The sequence below is a fragment of the Rhodococcus sp. AB351 genome (assembly GCF_049538275.1).
GTDB lineage: Bacteria > Actinomycetota > Actinomycetes > Mycobacteriales > Mycobacteriaceae > Rhodococcus.
The window spans coordinates 46,588-59,896 of record NZ_JBMVFW010000005.1 but is presented as its reverse complement, the minus strand read 5'-3'; the positions used below and the strand labels follow the sequence as shown (position 1 = coordinate 59,896).

The 13,309-nt window shown below is 68.7% G+C and carries 9 protein-coding genes; 8 read left to right on the top strand and 1 reads right to left on the bottom strand.

The genetic code is table 11. The features are described from left to right. Positions 1-22 precede the first annotated feature (22 nt). Positions 23-3,523: a protein kinase domain-containing protein gene (locus ACPCXD_RS12605; RefSeq protein ID WP_423659806.1), complete on the bottom strand. Its 3,501-nt coding sequence runs from the start codon at positions 3,521-3,523 to the stop codon at positions 23-25. Positions 3,524-3,682: 159 nt separating this feature from the next. On the opposite strand from ACPCXD_RS12605, the gene ACPCXD_RS12600 reads away from it, so the two are divergent. The 8 genes from ACPCXD_RS12600 to ACPCXD_RS12565 all read left to right on the top strand — a co-directional run bounded on the left by ACPCXD_RS12600 (position 3,683) and on the right by ACPCXD_RS12565 (position 13,290). Further along, positions 3,683-4,039 carry a hypothetical protein gene (locus ACPCXD_RS12600; protein WP_145692757.1) on the top strand — a complete coding sequence of 119 codons (357 nt, stop codon included), beginning with the start codon at positions 3,683-3,685 and terminating at the stop codon, positions 4,037-4,039. A 7-nt stretch (positions 4,040-4,046) separates the two neighbouring features. Next, positions 4,047-5,189 (top strand): class I SAM-dependent methyltransferase, encoded by a 1,143-nt coding sequence (locus tag ACPCXD_RS12595; RefSeq protein ID WP_088896589.1) that lies wholly within the window; start codon positions 4,047-4,049, stop codon positions 5,187-5,189. A 96-nt stretch (positions 5,190-5,285) separates the two neighbouring features. Continuing rightward, positions 5,286-6,128 carry a Bax inhibitor-1/YccA family protein gene (locus tag ACPCXD_RS12590; RefSeq protein WP_016691266.1) on the top strand — a complete coding sequence of 281 codons (843 nt, stop codon included), beginning with the start codon at positions 5,286-5,288 and terminating at the stop codon, positions 6,126-6,128. Positions 6,129-6,259: 131 nt separating this feature from the next. Further along, positions 6,260-7,645 (top strand): cystathionine beta-synthase, encoded by a 1,386-nt coding sequence (locus tag ACPCXD_RS12585; RefSeq protein WP_016691267.1) that lies wholly within the window; start codon positions 6,260-6,262, stop codon positions 7,643-7,645. A 13-nt stretch (positions 7,646-7,658) separates the two neighbouring features. After that, the gene (locus ACPCXD_RS12580) at positions 7,659-8,810 is read left to right on the top strand and encodes a cystathionine gamma-synthase (protein ID WP_016691268.1); all 1,152 of its coding nucleotides are present in this window, start codon (positions 7,659-7,661) and stop codon (positions 8,808-8,810) included. 111 nt (positions 8,811-8,921) lie between these two features. Further along, positions 8,922-9,797: an NmrA family NAD(P)-binding protein gene (locus tag ACPCXD_RS12575; protein ID WP_160877101.1), complete on the top strand. Its 876-nt coding sequence runs from the start codon at positions 8,922-8,924 to the stop codon at positions 9,795-9,797. 71 nt (positions 9,798-9,868) lie between these two features. Further along, a complete protein-coding gene (locus tag ACPCXD_RS12570) occupies positions 9,869-11,779 on the top strand; it encodes an SEC-C domain-containing protein (protein ID WP_229567423.1) in 1,911 nt (636 codons plus the stop codon). Positions 11,780-11,928: 149 nt separating this feature from the next. Further along, positions 11,929-13,290, top strand: coding sequence for an NlpC/P60 family protein (locus ACPCXD_RS12565; RefSeq protein ID WP_202400335.1), 1,362 nt, complete (start codon positions 11,929-11,931; stop codon positions 13,288-13,290). Positions 13,291-13,309 lie beyond the last annotated feature (19 nt).

Below are 13,309 nucleotides of genomic sequence, written 5' to 3'. Positions count from 1 at the left end.
CACCACGTCTCTGCCGTAGGGGTCACACGACAGGACGATGCGCGGTGTCCACCAATCGCAGCACCTCGTCGACGAACGCGAGGTCGATCCGTGGCCGATCGTCAGGCCACGTACCCTGCTCGATCCGTTCCCGCATCGAGGTGAGCGTGGCGATCACGTGTGGCCCACCGTCGGTCAGGTAGCGCACCATCCCGCGCGCCGCGCACGCGTCGGCCACGACGGCCAGGGTCTCCTCGGCCTCCTCGATGCGTCCGGCCGCATGCAGGCAGGAGGCGAGCAGGCGGTGGGCCTGCAGGTGGGCGCGGGGACGCGAGGCGGTGCGCCGCACCCACATCCGCGCCCAGTCGACGGCCTGTTCCGCTGCCTCGGGCTCCCCGTTCTCGCTGAGCAGCCGGATGGCGGTGGAGTCCTCGATCTGGAGGGTGATCTCGACGGTTCCGTCCGGATGGGGTGTGGTGTCCTCCGGCATCGTGCGTGCCGGTGTTCCGGGTGCCGTGAGTCCGAGCCGGACCTGCTCGTTCTCGATGCGTGCCCGCAGGCGCGGCAGGTCGTGCAGGGCCGCCACCCGCAGTCCCTCGGCGAGCAGGGCGACGGCCGCCTCCCGGTTGCCCTGCAACATCTTCAGTCGGGCAGCGGTACCGAAGCGGGCGATGAGGAAATCCGTTCCACCGCCTTCTATTCCGAGAAGGTTGCTCTCGTCGAGCAACGCTTCGGCCTCGGCGATCCGGCCCTGTTCGTAGAGCAACTCTCCGAGCATGGCGGCGGCGAGACGTCCGCCGTGGGTGTGGATCCCGCCGTTGCGCCGCGCTCGGCGCAGCGCTGTGCGGAAGTACTTCTCGGCCGCGGCGACGTCGAGCCGTTCGTTCGCGGCGATGCCGCACAGGCACTGACCGTAGATCGATGCGAAGGGCCCGCGGGTCTCGCGGTGGTAGGGCTCCGCCCATTCCTGCCACCGGATCGCGGAGGCGAAGTCGAAGCGGAATATGTCGGCGTACGAGGCGAAGTCGACTGCGGCGGCCACCACCCAGGGGTGGACGGACGTCGGATTCTCCAGGCACGGCGCGATGAGTTCGTCGATGCCGTCGATACGATCGGAGTTCATCAGGATCGACGCCTCCACGGCGTTCGCCTCGATGCCCAGTGCTTCGACGTCGTAGCTGTCCGGCACCCCACGGTCGAGTAGTTCCCGCACCGCTGCGAGGGTTCTGCGGCACCGGTCCAGTCGCAGCAGCGCACTGTTGGCCCAGGCCTGCGTGAGCAGCAGGCGCGGATCGTTCGCGACTGCCCGCGGCGGCAGTTTGTCGATGAGGGCGAGCAGGGTGGCGATGTGGCCGTGCTCCATCAGGTACATGCCGTCGTCGGCGAGCAGGTCGACGGCGAAGTCGGTGTCGTCGGCGGCGAGGGCGTGATCGACGGCCTCCTGCAGCATGCGGTTGCGGGCGAACCAGTCGGCGGCGGTGCGGTGCAGATCCGCGACCTCGCCGGGATGGTCGCGTTCGAGACGTCGCCGCAGGAAGTCGAGGAACAGGTGGTGATAGCGGAACCACACGCGTTCGTCGTCGACGTGCCGCAGGAACAGGTCGCGTTCCTCGGCCTCCTCGAGCATCGCCTGGCTGCGCGGATCGCCCGTGAGTGCCGCGGCGAGGCTGCCGCTGATCGATTCGGTGATGCTGGTCGCGAGGAGGAACTCGTACATCCGGGGTTCGAGCCCGGCCAGGACGTTGTCGGCGAGGAACTCACCGATCGCATGGTGCCGGCCGGTGATGTTCTCGATGAGCCACGACGGATCGTCGCTGTCGCGCAACGACAACGATGCGAGCTGCAGGGCCGCGGCCCACCCTTCCGTGGTGCGGGTGAGATCCTCCACGTCCTCGGGGTCGAGGTCTATCCCGCCGATGTCGCGCAGGAACGCGTTCGATTCGTCCACGCCGAATCGCAGTGCCGTCGAATCGATCTCGACCAACTCGTCGCGAACGCGCATGCGGCTGAGCGGAAGTCCGGAACGGTTGCGGCTCGTCACCACGATCTGCAGGTGATGGCATCCGCGGTCGAGCAGGAACTCGAGGGCGGCGACGGTTTCCTTCGACGTGACGCGGTGCCAGTCGTCGATCACCAGTGTCGCCGCGGTGTCGGTGCGGTGCAGCTCGTCGATGAGCGTGCACAGCACGTACCGTTCGGCCTCGTCGCCGTGCGCGTCGAGGATCTGGCCGAGCTCGCGTGCGAGCACGGGCCGGATCTGTTTCATGGCCTCGACGAGGTGCGCGAGGAACCACAGGACGTTGTTGTCGTCGCTGTCCACCGTCAACCACGCGACCGGCACGCCGTCGGCGGCGAGCACGTTGCGCCACTGCGCCGCGAGGGTGGACTTGCCGAAGCCGGTGGGGGCGTGGATGGCGATGAGACGGCGTCGTCCCCCGGCTCGCAGGAACGAGATCAGACGGCTGCGTTCGATCAGAGGACGGGACGTCGAGGGCGGCCGGAACCTGGTCGACGGTGCGGTGGACGGACCCGTGCGTCCCGAGACCGTGGCCGACCGGCCGGAGACCGTGGAGGCCGGCCCCGTGACCGGTGGCGCCGAACGCGGTGGGAACGGGCCGGACGGCGGTGACCCGGGCAGCGCCATCTCGTCGATCGGCAGGTTGTGGGCGCGCTGGACGTCGCGGAGCAGATCGCCGAACTCGGCGGCCGTCTGCGGCCGGTCCTCGGCCTCGGTCGCCATGCCGCGCTCGAGGACCTCGCACACGTCGTCGGGGATGCCCTCGCCGCGCAGGTCGGGGACGGGCTCGGAGGTGATGCGCACGAACTGCGCGACGATCTTCTCGCCCTCCTTCCGTTCGAAGGCCGCGTGACCGGTGATCGCCGCGAACAGGGTCGCGGAAAGGCCGTAGACGTCGGCGGCCGGAGTCGGGGCGTGACCGCGCAGCACCTCGGGGGCCGTGAACGCGGGGGAGCCGGTGATCTCCCCGGCAGTGGTGCGGAAGCCGCCGCCGATGCGGGCAATACCGAAATCCGTCAGCTGCGGTTCGCCGTATTCGGTGAGCAGGATGTTGCCGGGCTTGATGTCGCGGTGCAGGACGTCGGAACGATGGGCCGTCTCGAGCGCACCGGCGACCTTCACCCCGATCCGGACCGCTTCCGGCCAGGTGATCGGACCGTGCCGCCGGATGCGGGTGTCGACGGAGTCGTGCGGGTGATAGTGCATCACCAGATAGGGCAGACCCGTGTCCGTCGCGCCGGCCTGCAGCACGGTGACGATGTTGGGGTGGCCGGAGAGTCGTCCCATCGCGCGTTGTTCGCGCAGGAAGCGTTCGAGATCGGCGGGTTCGGGGGAGCGCCGCAGCACCTTCACCGCGACGTCGCGGTCGAGTTCGGCCTGCCGGCAGCGGTAGACCACACCGAAGCCGCCGCGGCCGATCTCCACGGCGTCGGTGAAACCGGCATCGTGCAGCGCGCGCACGATGTCGGTCTCTGCGACGTCGACAATCGGCGCGCGCTGAGTGGCGGCCGGATCGTTCTCGGTCATCGGCGCAATCACCTCGGGAAGCCGTTTCCCCAGGATAGTCTCGAAATGTGCACGCCCGCTGCAGATCGTGCGTCGCCCCTGGTCTAACGTGGTCCGGCCGGACCACGGTGCCTCACCGGGAACGGACGAAACGACACTGCGACCAGAAGTGGGACATAGATGAAGAAGACTCTCGCGGCGCTGTTCGGTGCAGGTGTGGTCCTGCTTGCGGCGGCGTGTGGATCCTCGGACGGATCCGACTCGGCCGAGGAGACCACCACCACGACGACCACCTCGGCTTCGGCGGAGGCCGGCACCTCGGGTACCAGCGTCGAACTCGGCAAGAGCTACGAGGAGAACTGCGAGGCTCTGCTGCCCTACCTCGACGAGCTCGAGGAGTGGGGCCAGGACCGCGCGGCCGCGGCCCAGGCCGTCGCCGACGCCCAGCAGCAGCTCCCGGCCTGGCAGGACCTCAGCGAAGAGGAGCAGGCCGACACCCTGCGTGCCATCGAGAACGCCGGAAAGGGCGAGTGCTGACGGTCGAGTGTTGATCGACGAGTTGTACGACAGGTTGAGGCGCTTCCCGGATGTGGAAGCGCCCAACCTGTTCGCCGTCGACGGGGCCGATCGCCTGCTCCTCGACGAAGCCGCTCCCGCCCTGGAGTCCGCCGCGCCGGGCACGGTCGTGATCGTCGACGACCAGTACGGCGCCCTGACCCTGGGTGCGGCCGTCCGGTTCGGCGCGGAGCGGATCCGGGTGCATCAGGACTCGGTGGTGGCCGAGCGCGCCCTCGCTGCGAACGCCGAGCGTGAGGATCTCACCGACCGCTACCGTTCGTGCGGACTCGACGCCGACCTGCTCACCGGCGCCCGGGTGGTGCTGCTGCGCCTTCCCCGTTCGCTCTCGGCACTGACCGAGATCGCCGAGACCGTGGCCCGCCACGCCGACCCCGAGGTCGTCGTGTTCGCCGGTGGCCGCGACAAGCACATCGGCCTCGCGATGAACGACGTCCTCGGTGCGTCCTTCGCCGAGGTGCGCGCGTCCCGGGGACGACAGAAGTCGCGGGTGCTCACCGCGCGCAGAGCAACTCCCGGACCGGCCTCGTATCCCGTCCGCGAGCGGCTCGACGAACTCGACCTCACCGTCGTCGCGCACGGAGCCGCCTTCGCCGGCCCGCGCCTCGACATCGGCACCCGCTTCCTCCTCGATCACTTCCCGGATCTCGGACTGCCTCGCAACGACACGGACGCGAGGCTCGCCGTGGACCTCGGCTGCGGCACCGGCATCCTCGCCGCGATGCTCGCCCGGCAGCTGCCCGAGATCCGGGTGATCGCGACCGATCAATCCGCCGCCGCCGTCGCCTCCGCCGCGGAGACGGCCGCCGCGAACGGGCTCGCCGACCGGATCGACACGCTCCGCGACGACGCCGCGAGCACGATCGCTGCGGGGTCGGTCGACCTCGTGGTGTGCAATCCGCCCTTCCATATCGGCGCCGCTGTGCACACCGGCGCGGCCCACAAGATGTTCGACGCCGCGGCCCGGATCCTCCGCCCGGGAGGACAGACGTGGACGGTCTACAACCGCCATCTCGACTACCGCCCCGCGTTGATGCGCATCGTCGGGCCGACCCGCGTCGAGGGACGCAACCGCAAGTTCACCGTGACCCGGTCGGTGCGGAGCCGGTAGAGTCCGTTTCGTCCGAGCTTTCTCGACAAAACGGGAACTCGTGAGGTCACTGCCTCGTTGAACGGACAGAAGCGACCACGAGAAGGGAAGTGCACGGTGCGCACCACCAGTAACCCGGTGTTCCGCAACCTGCCCAAGCAAGAGGGCGGCGGATACGCCACGTTCGGCTCTGCGACGGCGGGCGCCGCGCAGGTCACTCAGCAATTCGGTCAGCCGCAGACGGATCCGTGGGCACGCCCCACCGACCAGCGGACGATGACCATCGACGACGTCGTCACCAAGACCGGCATCACGCTCGGTGTGCTCGCCGTCTCGGCACTCATCTCCTACGTGCTGGTCAACTCCAACGTCGGCCTGGCAGCTCCGTTCGTCATCGGCGGCGGTCTGATCGGTCTCGTCCTCGTGCTGGTCGCGACGTTCGGCCGCAAGATGGACAACCCGGCGATCGTCCTCGCCTACGCGGTGGCGGAAGGCTTCTTCCTCGGCGCGCTGTCGTTCATGTTCACCGACATCACGTTCGGTGGCGCGGGCGGCGCGACCCTGATCGCGCAGGCCGTCCTCGGTACCTTCGGCGTGTTCTTCGGCATGCTCGTCGTGTACCGCACCGGCGCCATCCGCGTCACGCCGCGCCTGACCCGCATGATCGTCGGCGCCCTCGTCGGTGTCCTGGTCCTGGCGCTGGGCAACCTCATCGCCGGCTTCTTCATCGACGGTGGCCTGGGCCTGCGCGACGGCGGCCCGATCGCCATCATCTTCAGCCTCGTGTGCATCGGCATCGCGGCGTTCAGCTTCCTGCTGGACTTCGACTCCGCAGATCAGCTGATCCGCGCACAGGCCCCGGAGAAGGCCGCCTGGGGTGTCGCCCTCGGCCTGACCGTCACCCTGGTGTGGCTGTACGTCGAGATCCTGCGACTGCTCAGCTACTTCCAGAACGACTAGCAGTACGCCACGAAGACCCCGGACCACGGTCCGGGGTCTTCGTCGTTTCGCCGGGGTGTTTGCCGGAGGCGTTTCCGAGGGGGTGTACACCGTCACCCTGCCGGAAAGTCACGACGTGGGAACATGGAGTCATGCGCATTGCGGATTCCGTCATCGACCTCATCGGAAACACCCCCCTCGTCAAGCTCAACACGGTGGTGAAACCCGGATCGGGGCTCGTAGCGGCGAAGATCGAATACCTCAATCCCGGCGGTAGCTCCAAGGACCGCATCGCGGTGAAGATGATCGATGCGGCCGAAGCGTCGGGCGAACTGAAGCCGGGCGGGACGATCGTCGAGCCCACCTCCGGCAACACCGGCATCGGCCTGGCCCTGGTCGCGCAGCAGCGCGGCTACAAGTGCGTGTTCGTGTGTCCCGACAAGGTCGGCGAGGACAAGCGCAACGTGCTGCGAGCCTACGGCGCCGAGGTGGTCGTGTGCCCGACCGCCGTCCCGCCGGAGCACCCCGACAGCTATTACAGCGTCTCCGACCGTCTCGCCCGCGAGCTCCCCGGCGGCTGGAAGCCGAACCAGTACTCCAACCCGGGTGGCCCGGCGAGCCACTACGAGACCACCGGCCCGGAGATCTGGAACGACACCGACGGCAAGATCACGCACTTCGTGGCGGGCGTCGGCACCGGCGGCACCATCTCGGGCACCGGCCGGTACCTCAAGGAGGTCTCCAACGGTGCGGTGAAGGTCGTCGGCGTCGATCCCGAGGGCTCGGTGTACTCGGGCGGCACCGGCCGGCCGTACCTCGTCGAAGGTGTCGGTGAGGACTTCTGGCCCTCCGCCTACGACCCGTCGATCCCGGACGAGATCATCGCGGTCTCCGACGCCGACTCGTTCGAGATGACCCGTCGTCTCGCCCGCGAGGAAGGCCTGCTCGTCGGCGGTTCGTGCGGCATGGCCGTCGTCGCCGCACTGCAGGTCGCCGAGCGTGAGGGCCCCGACGCGGTCGTCGTCGTGCTGCTGCCCGACGGTGGTCGCGGCTACATGTCGAAGATCTTCAACGACAAGTGGATGGCCAGCTACGGCTTCCTCCGCGCTCCGCTCGACGGCAAGCCCGACGACTCCACCGTCGGCGACGTGCTGCGCGGCAAGAGCGGTGACCTGCCCGACCTCGTGCACACCCACCCGTCCGAGACGGTGCGCGACGCCATCGAGATCCTCCGCGAGTACGGCGTCTCGCAGATGCCGGTCGTGGGTGCCGAGCCGCCCGTCACCGCAGGTGAGGTGGCCGGTTCGGTCAGTGAGCGCGAACTGCTCAGCGCGGTCTTCGAGGGTCGCGCGCATCTCGCCGATCCGGTCGAGAAGCACATGAGCCCGCCGCTGCCGAACATCGGCGTGGGCGAATCGATCGACGCCGCCACGAAGGCGTTCGGCGACACCGATGCGCTCATGGTGATCGACGACGGCAAGCCCGTCGGCGTCATCACCCGCCACGACCTGCTCGGATTCATCTCTCAAGGCCGATAGGACACAGATCTTCATGACAGACCAGAACCAGCACGGTTTCGCGACCCGCGCCATCCACGCCGGGTACGAGCCCGACCCCCAGACCGGTGCCGTCAACGTGCCGATCTACGCGTCGTCGACCTTCGCCCAGGACGGCGTCGGCGAGATGCGCAGCGGCTTCGAGTACGCCCGCACCGGCAACCCCACCCGTCGTCCCCTCGAGGCGAACCTCGCCGCGCTCGAGAACGGCACCTACGGCCGGGCGTTCGGCTCGGGCATGGCCGCCACCGACTGCCTGCTCCGTTCGGTGCTGCGTCCGGGCGACCACCTCGTCATCCCCAACGACGCCTACGGCGGCACCTTCCGCCTCATCGACAAGGTGTTCACGCAGTGGGGGATCGAGTACACCCCGGCCGCGATCAACGACGCCGACGAGGTGCGCGCGGCGGTGCGCCCGAACACCAAGCTCGTGTGGGTGGAGACGCCCACCAACCCGCTGCTCAACATCGGCGACATCTCGGCACTCGCCGACATCGCGCACGAGGGTGGTGCCAAGATCGTCGTCGACAACACCTTCGCGTCGCCGTACCTGCAGCAGCCGCTCACCTTCGGCGCTGACGTCGTGCTGCACTCGACCACCAAGTACATCGGTGGTCACTCCGACGTCGTCGGTGGCGCGCTGGTGACGAACGACGAGGAGCTCGACGCCGCCTTCGCGTTCCTGCAGAACGGTGCGGGTGCCGTGCCGGGCCCGTTCGACGCCTTCCTCACGCTGCGCGGCATCAAGACGCTCGCGGTGCGGATGGAGAAGCACTCCGACAACGCCGAGAAGCTCGTCGACTTCCTGTCGGGCCACTCGGCCGTGAGCAAGGTGCTGTACCCGGGTCTCGAATCGCATCCGGGCCACGAGTACGCGGCCAAGCAGATGCGCCGTTTCGGCGGCATGATCTCCGTGCGCCTCGCCGGTGGCCGCCAGGCCGCGCTGGACTTCTGCAAGCGCACCGAGATCTTCACCCTCGCCGAGTCGCTCGGTGGCGTGGAGTCGCTCATCGAGCATCCGGGTGCGATGACCCACGCCTCCACCGCCGGGTCGCTGCTCGAGGTCCCGGAGGATCTCGTCCGGCTGTCGGTGGGCATCGAGGATGCCGCCGACCTGCTCGCCGACGTCGAACAGGCGCTCGGCTGACACACCGGTCGTAGAAGACACGAGAAGAAGGCGTCCCGAAGGGCGCCTTCTTCTCGTTTCGATCGGGAAAAACATCGACGCGTCGCCCTCCGTTTCGGAAGAGTCGGAGCCATGACCGTTGCCATCACCACACCGACCGGGAACGTCGGGCGCCATGTCGTACGGCTGGTCGTGCAGGCCGGCCTCCGTCCCCGCGTCCTGCTCCGGCATCCGTCCGCCCTGTCCTCCGATGTACGCGAATACGTCGACGCCGTTCGCGTGGACCAACTGGATGCGAACTCGGTCGTCGAAGCCACGGAGGGGGTCGACGCCCTGTACTGGGTGGACCCACCGACCTCCCTGCCCGATCCGCTCGACGGTTACCGGCTGGCCACCGAGAGTCTCGTCGCGGCCGTCCGCACCAACGGGATCCGCAGGGTCGTCTTCCAGTCGAGCGGCGGTGCCGAACGCAGACGGGGGATGGGCGACATCGACGGGCTCGCCCTCACCGAGACCGCCCTCGACGAGCTGGGCATCGACGTGACCCACCTGCGCTGCGGGTACTTCTTCACCAATCTGCTGTTCGACCTCGATTCGATCCTGGGCGGCACGCTCACGACGGCGATGGACGTCGACCGCCCGCTCCCGTGGGTGGCGCCCGAGGACATCGCCGCCGTCGCGACCGCCCGGCTGCTCTCCTCCGACTGGCACGGACGGCACGTCCAGGCGGTGCACGGTCCGGAAGATCTGTCCTTCCGGGAGGTCGCGGCCGTGCTCGGCGAAGTGCTGGATCGCTCCGTCACCGTCCGGCAGGTCTCCGACGACGACGTCCGCGCCGAACTGGAAGGTGCCGGACTGACTCCGCAGCAGGTGGCGGCGATCGTCGACATGACGGCCGGCATCCGGGACGGATTCGTGCCGGAGAACCCGCGCGACTACACCACCACGACCCCGACCCCGCTGGCCGGCTGGGCCCGAACCCGACTGAAGGCCGCCTGCGATGCGTGACGCGTGACGGCGACCTGCGGAAGGAACCGCATAGCCCCCGGAAGCACTGCCGGGGGCCGTACGATCACGTGGTGACGGACAGCGAACATCCCGAATCCGCCCTGTGGGACACCGTGCTCGATACGGTACGGAGCCACGGACCCATGACGATCGACGAGGTGGCCGATCATCTCGAGGAGCACGGATTCGGCTCCGCCGAGCAGGTGATGATCGATCTCGAACAGTCGGAACCGCATCCGCTGCTGATGTGGTTGTCCGACGACCGTGTCGCGGCGACAGATGCGCTGTTCGAGGGCAGGACGCTGACACACCGACTCACCGCGGACGAACTCGATCGGCACGCGATCCCGGTCGACGACATCGAACCGCTCCTGCTGCTCGTCTCCGACGACGACGAGTTCGATCTCGTGCAGCCCGGTGGATCCGAAGCTGCTGCCGCGCAGAACGATACGGATTCGGGTGGAATCTTCCGCAAGGAGACGATCGTCTTTCCCGAAGAGGCACTGTCGGGTCACGAGCCGGGAGATCTGCTCGCGCTCACCGCGCGGGACGGTCGTCTGTCGTTCGCTCCGATCGACGACGAAGTCCGGAGCAGTGAGAGTGAATTCGTGCACGCGCTCGAACAGACCATCGCCCGCGAGCAGGTGGCGAGCCTCGAGGGCGCCTTCCTCGACGTGCTCGCCGACACGCCGGACGCGTTCTCCACGCCGTCCCTGCCCCTCGGGGAACTGCTCGCCGGAGCCGGTCTGGCCCGCAGCGGAGACCTGGTGGCACCGAACGGTTTCGACTTCGACGGATACTCCGACCGGGCGATGTTCGAGATCTATGCCGAACAGCTCGGGATCCCCGTCGACGCCGTGCCCGGCGTGGCCCTGTTCGCGTCGCTGGTCGAAGCCCTCGAACGCGGCGACGACGCCGAACTCGACGAGCGTTTCGCCGTGGGGAAATCCGGTCTGTACTCGGTGCTGTCCGATCCCGAGATCGCCGAGACCGTCTACGACGAACTGGTGGGGGAGAAACTCGCGCCCGAGGCGATCGAACAGGCCGCGCTGTGGCTGCTCGACCATGCGCCGCGACGCGCGGCGGGGGCGGCGCACTGGATCGCCGGTCGCGCGGCCGAATCGACCGGACGCCTCACGGAAGCCGAACGGCACTACGAGCGTTCGGCCGACCTCGACTCCGCCTTCGACCTGCCGTTGTTCGACCTCGCGCGCTTCGCCTCCGATCGCGGGGACGCGATCCGGGGGCTGTCCCTGCTCGCTCGGGTGCCGGGCGGTGACGAACATCCCCTCCACGAAGTGCTCGAACGGTACCGGCCGAAGGAGGTCCCGGGGCTCGGCCGCAACGACCGCTGCTGGTGCGGGTCGGGCCGCAAGTACAAGGCGTGCCATCTCGGGCGCGCCGACCACTCGCTCGAGGACCGGTCCGACTGGCTGTACATGAAGGCGGCCATGCACGCCCTGGAACCCGGATGGGCGGAACAGCGGGTCGCGCTGGCGGAGGCCCGCTCGGGCTACGGGGACGACGATGCTGTGGCCGAGGCCGTGGCCGATCCGCTCGTCGAGGACGTCCTGCTCTTCGATGCCGGCGCGTTCGCGGATTTCGTCGAGCGTCGCGGGGAGTTGCTTCCCGAGGACGAGGCGGAGCTCGCCCGCTCGTGGCTGGCGGTCGAGCGTTCGGTCTTCGAGGTCGAGGCGAGTGCGCCGGAGGAGTCGCTCACGCTGCGCGACGTGCGCAGCGATCGGGTGGTCGAGGTGTCCGCGCCCTGGCTCGCAGGTGAGGTGCCTGCCGGTACGTTGCTGTGCGCCCGCGTGATGCCGGTGGGTGAGGGCCGATGGGTGATGCCCGGCGGCTGCGAACCGGTGACGGAGGACCAGCGGGACACGCTCGTGGCGCTGCTCGCCGAGGGCACGGTCGATCCGGTGGACATCATGGACGTCCTGACCCATCCCGATGCTGCGGACTTCTATCCGGAACCGTAACTCTGGTCACTCGGGAAACACGGATCCCACTGGTCCCAGTACTAGAACGTGTTCCTGAATATATGTGATAAGAACATCCGGAAGCCGTACTGGTGATCGACCTCACAGCTACGGTGAGAGCGGTTGATGGATGGATGTGGGGGTAGCGGATGTCGGTGGACCCGTCTGCGGTCATCGTGGCAGTGGCTACGGCAGCAAGTGCGCTCGTTCAGGGTGTGGACTTACCAGCAGAGATCAAGGATCAGATCAACGGGGCGATCGAGTCGTTCGAGGCAACTGCGGAGAACGCCGACACGGACGTGGCGAGTTTCGTCGCGTCGTTGCCGGAGCCGATGCAGCAGGGAGCCCAACAGGCGGTCGCGGATGCGACGACGGCGGTCGCGGGGGCGATCGAGCCGCATCTGCCCGAGGAGGCGGCCGCGGCACTGCACCCCGCCGATCCGGAAGCGGCTCCGCCCGCGCTGGCGCCCGAACCGCCGGCCGCCCGGCCCGGGCCCTTCGGGATACCGGTCCAACCGCCGGCGAGCGGCGCGGTCGGGAACCCGCAACCGGGTCCCACGATCCCCGGCACCGGGATCGCACTGCCGTCGATCCCGGCGATCCTTCCCGGAACGCGACTCGCACCCATCGGTGCGATCGCCGTGTTCGCGCCGTGGCTGAAGAAGGCCGGGGAACTGTGCGACGGGATCTCCGCGCCGGTCCTCGCGGCCCTCTACTCCGCCGAGAACGGTTTCCGGTACGGCCCGACCGCGCCGGTCTCGCCGGTCGGCGCCCGCGGTCCGGGACAGTTCATGCCCGGCACCTGGGACCAGTACGGCAAGGACGCCGACGGTGACGGCAAGGCCGACGTCCTCGGTATCGCCGACCCGGTCATGGCGTCGGGCAACCTCCTGTGCGACAACTACAAGCTCATCGACGACTGGAAGAAGCGCGGTCTGGTCGAGGGCGACACCCTCGATCTGACCCTCGCGGCCTACAACGCCGGCGTCGGCGCGGTGAAACGCTCGGGTGGCATGCCGTCCGGTCATCCCGACTACGAGAACCAGACGAAGCCCTACGTCGCGAAGATCCGCGCGACCGAGCACGTCTTCGCCCGCATGCTCTCGCCGTTCCTGGGTCTGGGCATCGGAGGCGGGGCCGGCGACATCGGCAATCGCATCGTCGACCTGGCGTTCAAGTACCTCGGCCTGCCGTACGTCTGGGGTGGCGGCAACATCAACGGGCCGTCCGGCGGCGGCTTCGACTGCTCGGGCCTGACGTCGTACGCGGTCTTCGCTGCGACGGGCATCACGCTGCCGCGCACGTCCGAGACACAGTGGCACATCGGCACCGAGGTGCCGCTGTACGCGGCACGCCCCGGCGACCTGCTGTTCGGCAACTGGCAGGCCGGCGGACCGGGTCACGTCGCCATCTACATCGGCGGCGGGCAGATGGTGCACGCACCCACCACCGGCGACGTCGTGCGGGTGGGGCCGGTCTTCCCCGATATGAAGGCGCGGCGCATCTTCTGATACCTGCCGTGAACACGCG